The organism is Leucobacter sp. USHLN154 (genome assembly GCF_037145595.1).
Taxonomy (GTDB): Bacteria; Actinomycetota; Actinomycetes; order Actinomycetales; family Microbacteriaceae; genus Leucobacter; species Leucobacter alluvii.
Genome location: NZ_JBBCXF010000003.1, coordinates 358,391 through 375,590, shown reverse-complemented (window position 1 = coordinate 375,590; position 17,200 = coordinate 358,391). Strand labels below are relative to the sequence as shown.

Below are 17,200 nucleotides of genomic sequence, written 5' to 3'. Positions count from 1 at the left end.
GAGCGCCTCGGTGCAGACTCGCGCTGCAACGAGGCGCTAGGCTCGGGTGCCATGGCAATTCGTGAAATCAGGGTCTTCGGCGATCCCGTGCTCCGCACCGTGTGCGATCCGGTCGTCGAGATCGACGAGGGTGTCAGGGCCCTCGTGCAGGATCTGCTCGACACTGTCGATATGGAGGGCCGAGCCGGGCTCGCGTCCACGCAGATCGGACACACGCTCCGGGTGTTCAGCCTGCACATCGACGGCGAACTCAGTTACGTGATCAATCCGGAGATCGTCGCGCTCGAGGGGGAGCCGGTGCTGACCGGCGAAGGATGCCTCTCGGTGCCGGACCTCTGGTTCGACGTGGCGAGGTACCCTCGGGCGACCGTGCGCGGCATCGACCTCGACGGGCACCCGGTCGAGATCGCCGGTGATGGCCTGCTCGCGCAGGCGCTGCAGCACGAATGCGATCACCTCGACGGAAAGCTCTACCTCTCGCGTCTCGATCGCGATACGCGCGGCGAGGCCATGCGCCAGATCCGCACCTCGAGCTGGTTCTGATCGTTCCGGGCGCGGCCCGGTGGTCCTCCGCCCGAGATGCGGCGCCGACTACCTGACGACGGAGACGTTCTCCGTCTGCGGATGCTCTCCGTAGATGTCGGCGATCTCTCCCGCGAAGTCGCGGAGGATGTTGTCCCGTCGGATGCTCATCTTCGGAGTGAGGTGACCGTTGGCCTCGATGAACTCTGTCGGCAGGATCACGAACTTCCGGATGGACTCGGCGCGGGAGACGTACGCATTGCCCTGGTCGACGGCCTGCTGCACCTCAGCGAGCACCTTCGGGTGCACTGCAGCCTCCTCGAGAGTCATCGTCGCGTCCTCGCCGTGATTGTTCAGCCACGGTGCGAGCATCTCGGGATCGAGGGTGATGAGCGCTGAGATGAACGGACGCTGATCTCCGACGACGACGACCTGACCGATGATCGTGTGCGAGCGGATGGGATCTTCGAGTGCGGCTGGGGCGACGTTCTTGCCGCCTGCCGTGACGATGATCTCTTTCTTGCGTCCGGTGATGGAGAGGTACCCGTCGTCGTCGAGCGAGCCGATGTCCCCGGTGCGGAAGAACCCGTCGTCGGTGAACGCCTCGCGGGTGGCCTCCGGGTTGTTCCAGTACTCCTTGAAGACATCGATGCCCTTGACCTCGATCTCACCATCCTCCGCGATTCGGACCGTGTGTCCGGGAAGCGGCGGGCCGACCGTGCCGATCTTGAACTTGTTCGGGAGGTTGACGGTGGCGGGCGCCGTGGTCTCGGTCAAACCGTAGCCCTCGAGGATCTTGACGCCGAGGCTGCGGTAGAAGTGGCCGAGGTAGTGGCTGAGGGGAGCGGAGCCCGAGACGGCGAAGCGCACCTTGCCGCCGAGCTTCTCGCGAAGCTTGCCGTAGACCAGCTTGTCGAAGACGCGGAACTTCACGCCGAGCATGAACGGCACCTTGCCGGCATCGAGCGCCTCGGAGTGGGCGACGGCCACCTTGGCCGCGGCCCGGAAGATCTTGCCCTTGCCCTCGGCCTCGGTCTTCTGCTCCGCCGAGTTGTAGACCTTCTCGAACACCCGCGGCACGGCGAGCAGGAACGTCGGCTGGAACGAGCTGAGCGCCGGGAGCAACTGGCTGGTGTCGGCCTGGTGCCCGACGCGCACGCCGGCGTGCACCGACATGACGGAGATGAAACGGGCGAACACGTGAGCCAGGGTGACGAACAGCAGCGTGGCGGCACCGGGCTGCTGCACGACGTCGGAGAGCGCCGCGGCCGCGTTCCGCGAGAGATCGACGAAGTTCGCGTGCGTCAGCACGCACCCCTTCGGCCGCCCCGTCGATCCCGACGTGTAGATTACGGTCGCGATGTCCGCGCCCTGGGCGAGCGCGCGACGGCGATCGATCTCCGCGTCGTCGACGCCCGCGCCGGCCGCGCGAAGCTCGGCGAGCGCGCCCTGGTCGAGGCGCCACGTCAGCCCGACCGCAGGGAGATCGTCACGGATCTCCTCGAATCGCGCAGCGTGATCGTCCGTCTCGGTGATGACGGCACGGGCACCGGAATCCTCGAGCACCCAGTGCACCTGCAGCGGCGAAGAGGTCTCGTAGATCGGCACCATGACCGCGCCGGCATAGTGGATCGCGAAATCGACGAGCGTCCACTCGTAGCTCGTCTTGCACATGAACGCCATGCGATCGCCGGGCTCGATGCCGGCAGCGACGAATCCCTTCGCGAGGGCCACCACGTCCGCGCGGAAAGCGGTCGCGCTGATGTCGCGCCAGCCATCGCCGGCCGGAACGGCGAACAGGGCCCGATCGGGGGTCGCTTGCACCCGCTGCTCCAGGAGGTCCGTTATGTTGTCCTCTGGCACCGGTGGGACGAGGATCGGGGTCTCGGACTGATTCACGGCAGCTCCTTCGATACTCATGTATCCGTCATACGCGACGCGGCGTCTCGCGTCGCACCTTGCTCTGCCACCCTATATGCATACCTCCGTCGCACCCCCGGCTCCGGTAGGGTGTTCTCAGTCGAGAGGAATCGTGGGCTGTGCTCTACTGGATTTTTAAACACCTGATCATCGGGCCGATCTTGAAAACGATCTTCCGCCCGTGGCTGGAGGGTGCCGAGAACATTCCGGCGACCGGACCGGTGATCATTGTAGGAAACCACCTCTCGGTGATCGATTCCTTCTTCATGCCGACGATGATCGACCGACGCGTGTACTTCCTCGCGAAGAGCGACTACTTCACCGGGAAGGGGCTGAAGGGCTGGCTGGTGAAGTCCTTCATGACCGCAGTCGGCCAGCTTCCGATCGACCGGTCGGGGGGCAAGGCGTCGGAGGCGTCGCTGAACACCGGGCTCAGCGTGCTGGATCGCGGGGACGTGCTCGGCATCTACCCCGAGGGCACCCGCAGCCCCGACGCGCGGCTCTACCGCGGTCGGACCGGCGTCGCTCGTCTCGTGCTCGAATCGGGGGCGGTGGTCGTCCCGGTGGTGATGATCGACACGGAGAAGGCCATGCCGATCGGCGCGAAGGTCCCGAAGATCCGTCGCATCGGCACCGTCGTCGGCAAGCCCCTCGACTTCAGTCGCTTCTCGGGGATGAGCGCCGATCGGTTCGTGCTGCGCAGTGTCACGGACGAGATCATGCTCGAGATCCAGAAGCTCAGCGGGCAGACCTACGTCGACGTCTACGCGTCGAGCGTCCGCAACCGCTAGCGCCGTTCGCTGCGGGCATCGGTCGCACTTCGTGCCTGCGCCCCGTGAGGCAGTAGGCTGATACGGTCGCGGCCGATCGCCGCGATATTTCTGTACCCACTCACGTAAGGGATCGACATGACGAGCCAGATTCACGAGACTGCTGCCGAACGAGCGTTCGCGGAGCTCGACGCCTATCAGGCGCTCGAGGCCAAGCAGCAGCCCGTCTGGCCCGATCCTGACGCCGTTGCCTATTCGGCTCGCGAGCTCTCGTCGCAGCCGCCGCTCGTGTTCGCAGGGGAAGCGGACCAGCTGCGCGACCGCCTCGCGGCCGCGGCGCGCGGCGAGGCGTTCCTGCTGCAGGGCGGCGATTGCGCTGAGACGTTCTCCGCGGCGACGGCCGACCGCATCCGCGATCGCGTGAAGACGCTGCTGCAGATGGCGGTCGTCCTCACGTACGGCGCTTCGATGCCCGTGATCAAAGTCGGGCGCATGGCGGGGCAGTTCGCGAAGCCGCGGTCGAGCAACGACGAGACTCGCGAGGGCGTTACCCTGCCGGCCTACCGCGGCGATCTGGTGAACGGCTACGATTTCACCACCGAATCCCGTACGGCCGATCCCGCACGCCTGGTGCAGGGCTACCACGTCTCCGCTTCGACGCTCAACCTGATCCGCGCGTTCACGCAGGGCGGCTTCGCTGACCTGCGGCAGGTGCACGCCTGGAACCAGGGCTTCATCTCGAATCCGGCGAACCAGCGGTACGAATCGCTCGCCGGCGAGATCGACCGCGCACTCCGGTTCATGGCGGCATGCGGCGTCGACAACACGGCGCTCACTCAGACCGAGTTCTACGTCAGCCACGAGGCCCTGCTCCTCGACTACGAGCGCCCGCTGACGCGTGTCGATTCGCGCACGGGAGATCTGTACGACACCTCCGGGCACATGCTCTGGATCGGAGAGCGCACCCGCGATCTGGACGGCGCCCATGTCGAGTTCCTCTCGCACGTGCGCAATCCGATCGGCGTGAAGCTGGGACCGACGGCCACCGTCGACGACGCTCTCCGTCTCATCGACAAGCTCGATCCCGAGCGCGAGCCGGGCCGCTTGACCTTCATCACCCGAATGGGCGCCGGAAAGATCCGCGATGTCCTTCCTGGCCTGCTCGCCGGAGTGCGCGATGCGGGGGCGACACCGCTCTGGGTGACCGATCCGATGCACGGCAACGGCATGACGACGGCGACCGGATACAAGACCCGCCGCTTCGACGACGTCATGGACGAGCTGCGAGGCTTCTTCGAGGCGCACCGTGAAGTCGGCACCTACCCCGGTGGAATCCACATCGAGCTCACGGGCGACGACGTGACGGAATGCCTGGGTGGGTCGGAGAACATCGACGAGGCGACATTGGCCACGCGGTACGAGTCGGTCTGCGATCCCCGTCTGAATCACATGCAGTCGCTGGAGCTGGCGTTCCAGGTGGCAGAAGAGCTGAAGAAGATCTCTTAGCCCGCTCGCGTTCAGGTGCCCGCGTTTCGGATCGTTTCCGGAGCGCGGGCACCGCGCGTTAGAGCGAGATCGTGCTTCTGATGCGGATCTCGGTGCCCGCTGGTACCTTCTCGCCGGGGGCCGGGTCGGTTCCCGTGGCCTTCGCGAAACTGCGCAGCGCGTCGGGTACGAGCGTGGTCGGGGTGAAGCCGGCCGCGCTCAAGGTGTCCATGGCCTCCTGCAGGTCGAGACCGGACACGTCGGGCACGGGGAAGAGTTCGGGGCCCAGCGAGATCTCGAGGCCCACGGCATCGCCGGGGCGCATCGGGTCGGTCTGGGGGAGCAGGGCGATGACGGAGCCCTGCTCCACGTCGCTGCTGTAGGACTCGCTCCCAGCTGCGGGATCAACGGTCAGCGAGCTCTCGGCGAGGCGGGCCGTCGCGGCATCCGCCGTGAGTCCCGCCACATCGGGAACGCTGCCCGCCGAGGTGATCAGGTCGATGGTTGCACGCTCGGGATACGTGTCGCCGAGGGCGTCGCCGTTCGACCCGAGCGCCGCGAGCACGGTACCGGGCTCATCGTCGGAGAAGCGTTGTTCCAAGACCTGGCCGACCGTGAACCGCTGCTCTTCGATCAGGGATTCGGCCTCCTCGAGCGACAAGCCGACCAGGGTGGGAACGGGAAGCAGCTGCGGGCCCGTCGACTGGCAGAGCTGGATCGGCGTGCCGCGATCGACGCGCGCACCAGACGCTGGCTCCGTCGACGAGGCGTGTCCTTCTGGCACCTCCAGACTCGAGCACTCGGCGAGCGTCACGACGAGGTCGCGCTCCTCGAGCGTCGCCTGCGCGGCCGCGATCTCCGCGCCGGAGACGTCGGGGATGGTCACCTGGGATCCCGGTCCTTGACCGAACCACCAGCCCAAGCCGCCGGCGGCGGCGATCAGGAGCACGGCGAGCAGAGCCGAGAGCCGGCCGCGTCGCTGACGGACTCGGCCGGCTTCCGCCGCGCGATCGATGGGAGCGGCCGTCGACGATGCAGCGGCACTGGCGTTGAGCTCGGGGGCGACTGCGGTCTCTGAAGCGTCGGGGGCGCTGCCGACCGCCCACCGCTGGGACGGATCGAGCACGGACATCGAGGGCGTCGGGGTTCCCTCATCGGAGATGCGGGGGAGGACGCGCGTCGAACCGGCGGGGGCTTCCCCCCGGGTGATCGCCCGCAGCGACTCGAGCGCTTCGCTCGCATCGCGCGGTCGCTCGTCGGGCTCGCGCCGGGTCATCCAGAGCACGAGCGCGTCGAGCGCCGGGCTCGCCTCAGCGCTCTGGAGCGATGGCGCGGGCACGTCCGAGTGGGCGTGCTGGTAGGCGATCTGCATCGGCTGCTCGCCGACGAATGGCTGCACGCCTGTGAGCATCTCGTAGAGCATGATGCCGAATGCGTAGAGGTCGCTCCGCGCATCGGCGATTCCCCGCGTGACGAGCTCGGGCGAGAGGTACGCGATGGTGCCGAGCAGCGCCTGACCCGTGGTCGTGTTCGCGCTGACTGCGCGGGCAAGCCCGAAGTCGCCGAGCTTGATCCGCCCGTCGTCTGCGAGCATCACGTTCTCGGGTTTGAGGTCGCGGTGGACGATCCCCGCCCCGTGGGCTGCGGCCAGGCCCGAGAGCACCGCATCCCCGATCTCGAACGACTGCTCGGCGGTCAGATGCCGTTGCTGCTTCAGGAGCTCCCGCAGCGTGATGCTCGGCAGATACTCCATGACCAGGTAGGTGCGCCCGAGATCGTGCCCCTGGTCGAACACGTTGACCAGATTGGGATGGGAGAGGCGGGCCGCACTTCTGGCCTCCTGCTCGAAGCGGCGCGTGAAGTTCGCATCCTCCGCCAGATGCTCGTGCATCACCTTGACGGCGACGCGGCGCTCAAGCCTCAGATCCGTTGCGAGGTACACCATCGCCATGCCGCCGCGCGCGATGCGCGACCTGATCGCGTAACGGCCGTCGAGCGTCTGCCCGATCAGCGGGTCGGAGGGCACGGTGGTCACCCGGAGAGTCTACGGAAGTTTCGATGGCCGTTTCATGATGCGCGCCGGGCTCGCGCGGATTGCGTTCACCCGTTGCCGCTGGCAGAGTGGACCCGTGGCAGAGAACACCGCTTCAGACCGTAGCCCGTTGACGACCGCTCCCATGCTCGGCGTCCCCGAACTCGTGGACCGCCTCGGCATCACTCCCGGCCGGCTCCATCGCCTCATCGAGGATCGCGTACTCGCGTCGGTGCGCATCGACGGCGTCCTGCGGGTTCCTGCAGAGTTCTTGCAGGGCGACGAGCCGCTGCCATCGCTTCGCGGCACGCTGCTCGTGCTCGACGACGCCGGCTTCTCCGAGGAGGAAGCGGTGCTCTGGATGCTCTCGGTGAACGACGAACTGGGGGAGCGGCCGATCGATTCGCTTCAGGCCGGCCGGAAGAGCGCGGTGCGTCGCGCGACGCAGTCGCTCGCCTTCTGACCTCTCGTGCGCGTGGTTCGTTGAGAACTCCGGGTCGCGCCTCGGGCGATCTCAGAACTCGCGTCGCGCCGCCCGGTCGGCGAGCCGCGTCAGCGCCTCGCTCGCGTCACGGCGGGTCGGGGAATGCTCGAGCGAGGAGATCGCTCGTTCGACATTGCGCGCGATCATCTGCTCGACTCGATCGACTGCCCCGCTCTCGCGAATGGTGCGCTGGAGGATCGCGACCTGTTCCGGCTCGAGATCGTTGCCGAGCAGGTCGTCGAAGATGCGCCGCTGGGTTCCGGGCAGGTTCTCGCGCGCGAGCGTGACCAGGACAGTTCGCTTGCCCTCGACCAGGTCGTCGCCCGCGGGCTTGCCCGTGATCGATGCGTCTCCGAATACGCCGAGGAGGTCGTCGCGGAGCTGGAACGCGACGCCGATGGGGAGGCCGTAGTCCCGCAGGGCCTGCTCCTGCTCCTCATCGGCGCCGGCGAGCGCCGCGCCGATCAGGAGCGGCGCCTCGACGCTGTACTTCGCCGATTTGTAGACGAGCACCCGGGTCGAGCGTTCCAACTGCTCGTCGTGCGCGGCGAACTCGATCTGCTGCTCCTCGAGCACGTCGAGGTACTGACCGACGGCGACCTCGCTCCGCATGCGGTTGAAATGCGCTCGCGCGGCCTGCGCCGCGCCCGGGCTGATCGCGGCGGCGCACGCACGCTGCATGAGTTCGTCGGCCCACGACTGCAGGAGATCTCCGAGCAGAATCGCGCCGGCGATTCCGAAGTGCTCGGGGTCGCCGGCCCAGCGATGGCCGCCGTGCAGCTCGGCGAACACGCGGTGCACGGAAGGGCGGCCGCGACGGGTGTCCGATCGGTCGATGATGTCGTCGTGGATGAGTGCTGCGGCGTGGAAGAACTCCAGCGCACACGCGGCATCGAGCACCGGGGCGGCCGGGCCGTGGACGTCGTCGATGATGTCGAGCTCGCGCACGGACCGGTAGCCCAGGATCGCGAACTGCGCACGGAACCGCTTCCCACCCGTCAGGAAGCGCTTCGCCTCATCCAGCAGCGGCGCGGCGTCCGCCCCGAGCGCCGCGAGCTCGTTGCGATGCTGATCGAGGATGTCGCCGATGCGCTCCTGAATGAGGCCTGCGAGTCGCGTCGTTTCTTGCACGCGCCTAGCCTACTCACGGCTGCGGGTCGTAGACTGATCGGTACCAAGTTTTCCCGAAGCGCAGGAGGGCCGTCATGGCGCTGTCAGAGCACGAACAGCGGTTGCTCGACGAGATGGAGCGCGGCTTCTATCAGAGCGAAGCCGACGTTCTCCAGGCTGGCTCGTCGGAACCCCGTCGACTGAACTATCGGTCGCTCGTGCTCGGCATCATCGTCGTGATCCTCGGAATCGGAGTCCTCGTCACCGGAGTGGCAGTGCAGCTGCTGTGGCTCGGGCTCATCGGGTTCGCCGTGATGCTCGGCGGCGTGATCCTCATGCTGTCGCGTCGCTCTTCCGGGCCGCTCACCGTCGAAGACATCACCTCCGCCGGTTCGGGTCCGAAGGCCTCCCGCTCGCGAGAGTCGCTGAGCGAGCGCATGGAGCGCCGGTGGGATCAGCGCATGGAGGGCGAGCGGTAGCTCGACCAATGCTGCGCGCATCGCGTGCGCTACGGCACCAGTTGAGGGCGAGCCCGCTCCCGATGTGAAGCCCCCGCTGCGGGGGCGAACCGGATCGATCGCGTCAGGTCAATGACCTGGCGCTTTTTTTGCGCCCGCTCGGCGATGCTCGCGATCTGACGCGGCGCTCGACTGCAGGTCCTGCCGGTATTCGGCGCGCGCGCCCCGCGATGCACTCCACTTTGCTCCATTCGAACCTTCCGCCGGGGTCCGAGCCGCGTGAAGACGGGCTTTCTCGGGAGCTTGCAGGCTCGAATCCGTCGGCGTGCTGCCCGTCACCGTGCGGGCCTCCCTGTGTCGTCGCCGCGTATTCTCGCGAATTCTCTCGATTCCGCCAGCAAAGTGGAGTGTGTTTAGGAACAAGTGGAGGAAAGTGGAGTAAACTGGCGCTCGAGGACGAGTCGGCGAAAGGAGGTCCCATGTTCCTGGGAACCTTCACGCCGCGCCTGGACGAAAAGGGCCGACTGATTCTTCCCTCGAAGTTTCGGAACGAACTCGCCGACGGCCTCGTGATCACCCGCGGGCAGGAGCGCTGCCTCTACGTGTTCAGCGAAACCGAGTTCGCCGAGATGCATCAGCGACTGCGGAGCGCACCGCTCGCCTCGAAGCAGGCGCGCGATTACCTCCGCGTGTTCCTCTCAGGGGCGCACCCCGAAACACCCGACAAGCAGAGTCGCATCACCATTCCGCAGAACCTCCGCGAGTACGCCGGGCTCGATCGCGAGCTCGCCGTCATCGGCGCCGGTTCGCGCGCGGAGATCTGGGATGCGGAGGCTTGGCAGACCTACCTGGCGGCGCAGGAAGCAGCGTTCTCCGAGATCGAGGAGGAGGTGATCCCGGGCATGTTCTAGCCCGGAATCCCTATGACACACGACAACACACGCGATCCGAGTGGTCTGCACACCCCCGTGCTGCTCGAGCGCTGCCTCGAACTGCTCGCTCCGGTGGCGCAGGGCATCGCCGAGGGCGACACGCCCGTGATCGTCGACGCGACACTCGGCATGGGCGGGCACAGTGAAGCGCTCCTCGACCGCTTCCCCCGGCTCACCGTGATCGGTCTCGACCGCGACACCGAGGCACTCGAACTCGCAGGCGCTCGTCTCCGGCGATTCGGGGACCGCGCGATCCGCGTGCACGCGGTGTACGACGAAATCGCCGAGGCCGTATCCGACAGCGGCTTCTCGCGGATCGACGGCGTGCTCTTCGATCTCGGCGTCTCATCGCTGCAGCTCGACGAGGCGGACCGCGGCTTCGCCTACGCCCAGGACGCTCCGCTCGACATGCGCATGGACCAGAGCAGCGGGGAGACCGCGGCCGACGTGCTGGCTGCGGCGCCCGAGGGCCGCCTGCGCGCGATCTTCGAACGATACGGCGAAGAACCCCTCGCAGGCCGCTACGCTCGCGCGATCATCGCGGCCAGGGCCGACGCTCCGATTCTGCGAAGCGGACAGCTCGTCGAGGTGCTGCAGGCGGCGACCCCGGCCGCGGTGCGAGACCAGCGCCACCCCGCGAAGCGCGTATTCCAGGCGCTGCGCATCGAGGTCAATTCCGAACTCTCAGTACTCGAGCGCGCGATCCCCGCTGCGCTCGATCTCCTGAAGGTCGACGGCCGTGCGGTCGTCATGTCGTACCAGTCGCTCGAAGATCGTTTCGTGAAGCGCGAATTCGCGCGTCGCACGGCGTCGACCGCGCCCGCCGGCCTGCCCGTCGAGCTCCCGGAGCATCGTCCCGAGTTCCGCCTCCTCACACGCGGAGCCGAGCTCGCCGACGACGCCGAGCGCGCGCGCAACCCGCGCGCCATCCCCGTGCGCCTGCGCGCAGCCGAACGAATGAGGGTCGCACGATGAGCACGACGCTTCCGATGGAGTTCGACGCGGCGGCGCTCCGCCTCGGCTCACCCTCTGGCACGCCGGCGCCCACGCAGCCCGAGCGGCATCTGCGCCCGGTGCCGCACCCCGCGGCCCGGCCGGCGAAGCGCTCGCAGCGCAGCCCGCTCGCGGGAGCGCTCATCGCGGTCGGCGTCGTCCTGGCCATCTTCGCAACGCAGCTCGGTCTGAGCATCGCGATCTCTCAGGGCGCATACGAGTCGCGCGCACTCGAGGTGGAGCAGCGCGACCTCGGGCGCGTGGAACGAGTGCTGTCGCAGAACGTCGACAAGCTCGCGTCCCCGCAGAACCTCGCGGAGAATGCGGCCGCGCTCGGCATGGTGCAGAACTCGCGGCCCGCGACGCTCCGCCTGAGCGACGGCGCAGTGCTCGGGGCGCTCGACTCGGAGACGACGGCGGCCTCTGGCAACCTCATCCCGAATGCGACCCTCGAGAGCATGCCGGTGGTGGACGCCGCAGGCCTCCTCGTGCCGCGGAACTCCGGACAGGCCGCGGGTGCTCAGGCCGAAGACATCGATCCGCCGGTACGGTGGACGGGCAAGCTGCCTGCTCCCGATACGCACTAGGCAGTAGCAGAACTCCGGGAGGAATCGGATGCTGAGACTGCGCGGATCTTCGCTTCGCCGGGCCATCGCGCTCGCCATCATCGTCGTCGCTGCGATCGTGTTTCTCGTGCGACTCGTGGACGTGCAGGTGGTTTCCGCCGCCGCCCTGAACGAGGATGCGAAAGACAAGCGCGCGGTGCCCGTCGCGATTCCGAGCGTGCGCGGCGACATCGTCGATCGCGACGGGGAAGTGCTCGCGACGACGGACGAACGCTACGACGTGCAGCTCTCGCCGAAGAACACGCGTCTGAACGACGGCGTGTTCTACCGCTTCGACACCGAACGCGGCGTGGGCACGGTCAAGGTCACCGCAGCGCAGGCCTTCGAGGAGATCGGAGCGGTGACCGGGCAGAGCGGCGAGGAGATCCAGAAGATCGTGGATGACGCGCTGAGCGACAACCCGAAGTCAGACTTCGCCTACGTGCAGCGATCCATCGATCTGACCCAGCTGAACGCGCTCAAGGCGCTCGAGATCCCGTGGCTCACCTTCGAGAGCCAGCACACGCGCACCTACCCCAACGGCGCGGTCGGCGGCAACATCGTGGGGTTCTCCGGAGCCGACGACGTGCCGCAGGCCGGCGTCGAGCTGTCGCAGGACGCCTGCCTCACCGGGGTGGACGGCACTGAGACCTACGAGCGGAGCGAGGACGGAGTGGCGCTCCCCGGGAGCGTCGTCGTCACCAGGAAGGTGCAGGACGGCGGCACGGTGCAGCTCACGATCGACCGCGACCTGCAGTGGGAGGCCCAGCAGGCGATCAACCAGCAGGTGCAGTCCGTCGGCGCGGCGTACGGACTGCTCACGGTGATGGACGTCCAGACCGGCGAGCTCGTCGCCGTTGCGGAGGACGGCTCGGTCGACCCGAACGACGTCGATGCCTCAGACCCGGCGAAGCGCGAAGCGCGATCCTTCACCTCGCCGTACGAGCCGGGCTCGACGTTCAAGGCGATCACCGCGGCGGCGCTCATCGACCAGGGCGTCGCGACGCCCGCGTCGCAGAACCTCACGCCCGACTACCTCGAGCCGGAGCCAGGCGTGCGCTTCGGCGACGCGTTCAACCATCCCGAGATGCCGTGGACGTTGACCGGCATCCTCACGCAGTCGTCCAACGTCGGCACCTCGATGCTCGGCGCGCAGCTCGACGCCGAAACGCGATACGACTACCTCAAGCGATTCGGCGTCGGCACCGCCACCCAGGCGGGAATGCCAGTCGAGGATTCCGGTCTGCTGTACGAGCCGGGGGACTGGGACCGCCAGACCTCGTACAACACCATGTTCGGTCAGGGCCTCTCCTCGACCGTCGTGCAGACTGCCGGCGTCTACCAGGCGATCGCGAACAAGGGCGTGCGCGTGCCGCCCAGCGTGGTGCAGGAGTGCGTGGAGGCCGACGGCACGACGACCGCGCCCGAGCACGGCGAGCCGGTCACGGCGATCTCGGAGAGCACCGCAGCCGAAATGATGGGCATGCTCGAGACCGTCACCACCGAGGGCTGGTTCAAGGACCTCATCGCGATCCCGGGGTACCGGATCGCCGGCAAGACCGGCACCGCGGAGCAGGTCGACCCGGCCACTGGGCTCTATCGCACGGACTACGTGCACTCGTTCGCGGGGATCTTCCCGGCCGACGACCCGCAGTACGTCGCGGTAGCATCGATTGCGTTCCCGACGGCGGGAGATGGTGGCGTCGCCGCACTCACCGCCTTCCGGCAGGCCGCAGAGGCGACGATCCGCACGTTCCACATCCCGCCATCCACGGGGGAGTTCCAACCACTCCCCACCGAGTATTGATCACGCCCAGGAGGCCAGCACCCGTGAGTACCGGAGATGCTTTGAGCATTCGCCCGCAGCAGCCCGTCCCCGTCCCGCTCGACGAGATCGTCGAGCGATTCGGCGTGCGCGCCGCGGGCCGGTCGACGGGGCTGTTCGTCACCGGCGTCTCGCTCGACTCGCGCGATGTGCGACCCGGCGACCTCTACGTCGGCATGCCGGGCGCCCAGCGCCACGGTGCGGAGTTCGCCGCTCAGGCCGCCGCGTCCGGTGCGAGTGCGATGCTGACCGACGCGGCCGGCGCCGAGCTCGCCGCGGCAGCGGGGACGTCGCTGCCCGTGCTCGTCTCCGACGCGCACCCGCGCCTGATTCTCGGCGACGTCGCCGCGGTCGTCTACCGCACCGACGGCTTCTCCGCGCGCACCTTCGGCGTCACCGGGACGAACGGCAAGACGAGCGTCGTGTACCTCATCGCCGAGCTGCTGCGCGCGGCAGGCATCACCGCGGGGCTCAGCTCCACGGCGGAGCGCCGGATCGGCGACGAGGTGGTGGTGAGCAACCTCACCAGCCCCGAGGCCTCCGAGCTGCACGGACTGCTGGCCCGCATGGTCGAGGTCGGCGTCGAGGGCGTGGCCATCGAGGTGTCGGCCCAGGCGGTCGTTCGCCACCGTCTCGACGGCCTGCGCTTCGATGTCGTCGCGTTCAACAACTTCTCCCAGGACCACCTCGACGAATTCGGCGATCTGGAGACCTACTTCGCAGCCAAGCTCGCGCTGTTCGCGCCGGAGCGCGCGGAACGCGGCGTCGTCGTCGTCGATTCGGCCTGGGGGCAGCGCATCGCGCGCGAATCGCAGATCCCGGTGACGCGCCTCGCCACCGAGTACGGGCGGGACGCCGACTGGCACCTCGCGGTCACACGCCAGACGCTCGACGGCGTGTCGTTCGTGCTGCAGGGGCCGGAGGGCGCCCACTTCCGCGGAAGCGTTCCGGTGTTCGGTCGCTTCATGGCGGAGAACGCCGCGCTCGCGCTGATCATGCTGCACGAGGCGGGGATTCCGATCGCGCAGGTCGAGGCGGGACTCGAGCAGGGTCGCATCCCGGTGTACATCCCCGGTCGTCTCGAGCAGATCACGGAGAGCGGCAGCACGGGCCCGCGCTTCTACGTCGACTACGGGCACACGCCCGGGGCATTCGAGGCGATGCTCGACGCCCTCGGAGAGGTCGCGCCGGGGAAGATCATCTTCCTGTTCGGAGCCGATGGCGACCGCGACACGACGAAGCGGGAGGAGATGGGAAGGATCGCGGCTGCGGGCGCCGACACCGTCATCATCTGCGACTACCACCCGCGCTCCGAGCCGCCGGAGGCGATCCGCGCTCAGCTGCTCGCCGGAGCCCGCTCGGCCCAGCACGCCGAGGTCATCGAGGAGGGCGATCCTCGGGCCGCCGTGCGCCTCGCTATTTCACTGGCCGAACCCGGTGACGTTATCCTGTATGCCGGTCCCGGACACGAGGACCATCAAGAAGTCGCCGGGCGGTTCATCCCGTACTCGGCGCGTGACGAAGTTCGCGGTGCGCTCCGCGAGGCAGGACTGCTCCCGTGATTGCACTGACACTGGCCGAGATCGCGACCGCCGTGAACGGCCGCCTGGTCCCCGGAGACGGCGGAGCGGGGCCGGAGACGCTCATCGACGGCGAGTCGCAGACCGACTCCCGCGAGGTCGGACCGGGGCACATCTTCTTCGCCCGACGCGGTGAGGAGACCGACGGACACCGATACGCCGCTCGAGCGGTCGACGCCGGTGCCGCTCTGCTCGTGGTGGAGCACGAGGTGGACAGCCGCGTTCCGCAGATCGTCGTCGCCGACAGCACCGATGCGCTCGGCGCCCTCGCGACCGAGGTCGTGCGACGCGTTCGCGAAGCGGGCGACCTCACGATCGTCGGAATCACCGGCTCGAACGGCAAGACGACCACGAAGAACCTGGTCGCCGCAATGGCAGAACGCACCGGCCCGACCGTCGCTTCAGCGAAATCGTTCAACAACGAGGTCGGCGGGCCCGTGACGATGCTCCGCGTCGCACCGGATACGCGCACGCTCATCGCCGAGATGGGAGCGAGCGCAGAAGGCGAGATCGCACGTCTCACCGCGATGGCGCCGCCACACATCGGGGTCGTGCTGACGGTCGGACTCGCCCATGCGGGCGAATTCGGCGGGATCGAGACCACCTTCCGCACGAAGAGCGAGATGGTGTGCGACCTGCCCGCGTCTGCGATCGCCGTGCTGAACCGCGACGATCCCCGCGTCGCGCAGATGGCCGAACTCACGCGCGCCCAGGTCCACTGGTTCGGTCTCGGCTCGGAGGCCGACGTCCGTGCGACCGATGTGGATGCATCGGCGGACGGCACACGATTCGTGATCCACGCCGACGGAGCGTCCCTCCCCGTGCACTTCCGGGTACTCGGGGAGCACCACGTCATGAACGCGCTTGCGGCCGCGGCGGTGGGGCGGGCGCTCGGGATCCCGCTCGCCGAGATCGTCGAGACGCTCGAATCGGCGACCCTCGCCGCCCCGGGGCGCATGGAAGTGCTCGGCGGGCGCGACGGGGTGACGATCATCAACGATGCCTACAACGCGAGCCCGGACTCCATGAGTGCCGCGCTGCGCACGCTTGCACAGATCCGCAGACCAGCCGGGCGCTCGGTCGCCGTCCTCGGAGCGATGAGCGAGCTCGGCGAGTACTCCATCGAGGAGCACCGACGCGTCGGGCTCCAGGCGGTGCGGTTGCGGATCTCCGAACTGGTGGTCGTGGGCGCCGAGGCGCGCCAGCTGCACATCAGCGCGATCAATGAGGGCGCCTGGGACGGGGAGAGCACCTTCTTCCCCACCCAGGACGAAGCCTTCGCCTACCTCACCGAGACACTGCGCGCCGATGACACGGTGCTCGTGAAGTCCTCGAACGCCGCGGGCCTCCAGCGACTCGGAGATCGTCTCGGGGAGGCGTACGCATGATCGCGCTGCTCATCGCCGGCGGGTTCTCCCTCCTCTACTCGCTGCTCCTGACGCCGTTGTTCGTGCGCGGCTTCAACCGGCTGCGCTGGGGCCAGCCGATTCGCGTCGACGGCCCGAAAGAGCACGAGATCAAGCGCGGCACGCCCACGATGGGCGGAATCATCTTCCTCTCCGGGTCGGTGATCGCCTACTTCGTCGGCAAGCTCGTCATGGGCGAGCAGCCCTCTCCATCTGCGCTGCTCGTCATCCTGATGGCCGTCGGAGCGGGGCTCGTCGGCTTCATCGACGACTTCATGAAGACGCGGCAGCAGGCATCTGCGGGGCTCGGCGGCTGGGCGAAGATCGCAGGTCAGGTCATCATCGCAGTATCGTTCGCGGTGCTCGGCATCCAGTTCGCGAACGGCGCGGGCATCACCCCGGTGTCGACCCATGTCTCGGTCTTCCGCGACCTGCCCTTCGACTTCATGACGTTCGGCCCCATCATCGGCATCGGGCTCGTGATCATCTGGGTCATGGTCATCGTCACGGCGACGACGAACGCCGTGAACGTGACAGACGGTCTCGACGGTCTCGCAGCGGGATCCGCCATCTTCGCGTTCGGCGCCTACCTCGTGATCGGGTTCTGGCAGTCCGCGCAGAGCTGCGTGAGCAACGCTGCGGAGCCCGGGTGCTACGAGGTGCGCGATCCGATGGATCTCGCGGTCATCGCGGCGGCATTCCTCGGCGGCGTCGGCGGGTTCCTCTGGTGGAACACGAACCCGGCGCACGTGTTCATGGGTGATACGGGCTCGATGGGCATCGGCGGCGCCATCGCGGCGCTCGCGATCCTGAGCCGCACCGAGGTCCTGCTGATCCTGATCGGCGGACTGTTCATCATCGAGACCGGTTCGGTGATCCTGCAGCGCCTGTACTTCAAGGTCACGCGCGGCAGGCGCATCTTCCTGATGAGTCCGATCCATCATCACTTCGAGCTCAAAGGGTGGGCCGAGGTGACCGTGGTCGTGCGATTCTGGATCATCGCCGCCCTCTTCGTCATCGCCGGGGTGGGCGCGTTCTACGGCGAATGGCTGCTGCAGCAGTCGTGATGGGAGCAGAC

At 67.9% G+C, this 17,200-nt stretch carries 15 protein-coding genes; 12 read left to right on the top strand and 3 right to left on the bottom strand.

Translation table 11 applies throughout. From position 1 onward, the window contains the following. The first annotated feature begins 51 nt into the window (after positions 1-51). Positions 52-543 (top strand): peptide deformylase, encoded by a 492-nt coding sequence (gene def / locus WFH23_RS07875; protein ID WP_090149436.1) that lies wholly within the window; start codon positions 52-54, stop codon positions 541-543. A gap of 48 nt (positions 544-591) precedes the next feature. On the opposite strand, the gene WFH23_RS07870 is transcribed toward def, so the two are convergent. Next, a complete protein-coding gene (locus WFH23_RS07870) occupies positions 592-2,442 on the bottom strand; it encodes an AMP-dependent synthetase/ligase (protein WP_234037031.1) in 1,851 nt (616 codons plus the stop codon). Positions 2,443-2,561: 119 nt separating this feature from the next. Here WFH23_RS07870 and WFH23_RS07865 point away from each other — a divergent pair, with 119 nt between their 5' ends. Further along, positions 2,562-3,233 carry a 1-acyl-sn-glycerol-3-phosphate acyltransferase gene (locus WFH23_RS07865; protein ID WP_200328648.1) on the top strand — a complete coding sequence of 224 codons (672 nt, stop codon included), beginning with the start codon at positions 2,562-2,564 and terminating at the stop codon, positions 3,231-3,233. Between the two features lie 117 nt (positions 3,234-3,350). Further along, positions 3,351-4,718 carry a class II 3-deoxy-7-phosphoheptulonate synthase gene (locus tag WFH23_RS07860; RefSeq protein ID WP_090149426.1) on the top strand — a complete coding sequence of 456 codons (1,368 nt, stop codon included), beginning with the start codon at positions 3,351-3,353 and terminating at the stop codon, positions 4,716-4,718. Positions 4,719-4,776: 58 nt separating this feature from the next. Here WFH23_RS07860 and pknB read toward each other — a convergent pair whose 3' ends face one another. Next, a complete protein-coding gene (gene pknB, locus WFH23_RS07855) occupies positions 4,777-6,732 on the bottom strand; it encodes a Stk1 family PASTA domain-containing Ser/Thr kinase (RefSeq protein ID WP_336662128.1) in 1,956 nt (651 codons plus the stop codon). A gap of 94 nt (positions 6,733-6,826) precedes the next feature. Here pknB and WFH23_RS07850 point away from each other — a divergent pair, with 94 nt between their 5' ends. Continuing rightward, positions 6,827-7,192: an Rv2175c family DNA-binding protein gene (locus tag WFH23_RS07850; protein WP_370567870.1), complete on the top strand. Its 366-nt coding sequence runs from the start codon at positions 6,827-6,829 to the stop codon at positions 7,190-7,192. 51 nt (positions 7,193-7,243) lie between these two features. Here WFH23_RS07850 and WFH23_RS07845 read toward each other — a convergent pair whose 3' ends face one another. Continuing rightward, a complete protein-coding gene (locus WFH23_RS07845) occupies positions 7,244-8,344 on the bottom strand; it encodes a polyprenyl synthetase family protein (protein ID WP_336662127.1) in 1,101 nt (366 codons plus the stop codon). Between the two features lie 74 nt (positions 8,345-8,418). Between WFH23_RS07845 and WFH23_RS07840 the strand changes: the two genes are divergently transcribed. The 8 genes from WFH23_RS07840 (at position 8,419) to mraY (ending at position 17,189) form a co-directional block, all read left to right on the top strand. Then, positions 8,419-8,802 (top strand): DUF3040 domain-containing protein, encoded by a 384-nt coding sequence (locus tag WFH23_RS07840; RefSeq protein WP_336662126.1) that lies wholly within the window; start codon positions 8,419-8,421, stop codon positions 8,800-8,802. A 458-nt stretch (positions 8,803-9,260) separates the two neighbouring features. Continuing rightward, on the top strand, positions 9,261-9,692 hold the full coding sequence (mraZ, locus tag WFH23_RS07835) for a division/cell wall cluster transcriptional repressor MraZ (RefSeq protein WP_090149408.1): 432 nt from the start codon (positions 9,261-9,263) through the stop codon (positions 9,690-9,692). Between the two features lie 12 nt (positions 9,693-9,704). Then, the gene (gene rsmH, locus WFH23_RS07830; RefSeq protein WP_336662125.1) at positions 9,705-10,688 is read left to right on the top strand and encodes a 16S rRNA (cytosine(1402)-N(4))-methyltransferase RsmH; all 984 of its coding nucleotides are present in this window, start codon (positions 9,705-9,707) and stop codon (positions 10,686-10,688) included. Further along, positions 10,685-11,293 (top strand): hypothetical protein, encoded by a 609-nt coding sequence (locus WFH23_RS07825; protein WP_336662124.1) that lies wholly within the window; start codon positions 10,685-10,687, stop codon positions 11,291-11,293. The genes rsmH and WFH23_RS07825 overlap by 4 nt, the downstream gene beginning before the upstream one ends. Positions 11,294-11,321: 28 nt before the next feature. Beyond that, positions 11,322-13,118 (top strand): peptidoglycan D,D-transpeptidase FtsI family protein, encoded by a 1,797-nt coding sequence (locus tag WFH23_RS07820; RefSeq protein WP_336662123.1) that lies wholly within the window; start codon positions 11,322-11,324, stop codon positions 13,116-13,118. A 23-nt stretch (positions 13,119-13,141) separates the two neighbouring features. Then, positions 13,142-14,698 (top strand): Mur ligase family protein, encoded by a 1,557-nt coding sequence (locus tag WFH23_RS07815; RefSeq protein WP_336662121.1) that lies wholly within the window; start codon positions 13,142-13,144, stop codon positions 14,696-14,698. Next, a complete protein-coding gene (locus WFH23_RS07810; RefSeq protein ID WP_336662120.1) occupies positions 14,695-16,104 on the top strand; it encodes a UDP-N-acetylmuramoyl-tripeptide--D-alanyl-D-alanine ligase in 1,410 nt (469 codons plus the stop codon). The genes WFH23_RS07815 and WFH23_RS07810 overlap by 4 nt, the downstream gene beginning before the upstream one ends. Beyond that, positions 16,101-17,189, top strand: a complete 1,089-nt coding sequence (mraY, locus tag WFH23_RS07805; protein ID WP_090149390.1) for a phospho-N-acetylmuramoyl-pentapeptide-transferase — start codon at positions 16,101-16,103, stop codon at positions 17,187-17,189. Before WFH23_RS07810 ends, mraY begins: the two co-directional genes overlap by 4 nt. Positions 17,190-17,200: the final 11 nt, after the last annotated feature.

Bases quoted from the DNA above. Each gene is read 5' to 3' on its own strand.
- WFH23_RS07820 (WP_336662123.1), top strand. From the start codon at position 11,322: ATGCTGAGACTGCGCGGATCTTCGCTTCGCCGGGCCATCGCGCTCGCC.
- mraY (WP_090149390.1), top strand. From the start codon at position 16,101: ATGATCGCGCTGCTCATCGCCGGCGGGTTCTCCCTCCTCTACTCGCTG.
- def (WP_090149436.1), top strand. From the start codon at position 52: ATGGCAATTCGTGAAATCAGGGTCTTCGGCGATCCCGTGCTCCGCACC.
- WFH23_RS07840 (WP_336662126.1), top strand. From the start codon at position 8,419: ATGGCGCTGTCAGAGCACGAACAGCGGTTGCTCGACGAGATGGAGCGC.
- WFH23_RS07870 (WP_234037031.1), bottom strand. From the start codon at position 2,442: ATGAGTATCGAAGGAGCTGCCGTGAATCAGTCCGAGACCCCGATCCTC.
- WFH23_RS07825 (WP_336662124.1), top strand. From the start codon at position 10,685: ATGAGCACGACGCTTCCGATGGAGTTCGACGCGGCGGCGCTCCGCCTC.
- mraZ (WP_090149408.1), top strand. From the start codon at position 9,261: ATGTTCCTGGGAACCTTCACGCCGCGCCTGGACGAAAAGGGCCGACTG.
- rsmH (WP_336662125.1), top strand. From the start codon at position 9,705: ATGACACACGACAACACACGCGATCCGAGTGGTCTGCACACCCCCGTG.
- WFH23_RS07860 (WP_090149426.1), top strand. From the start codon at position 3,351: ATGACGAGCCAGATTCACGAGACTGCTGCCGAACGAGCGTTCGCGGAG.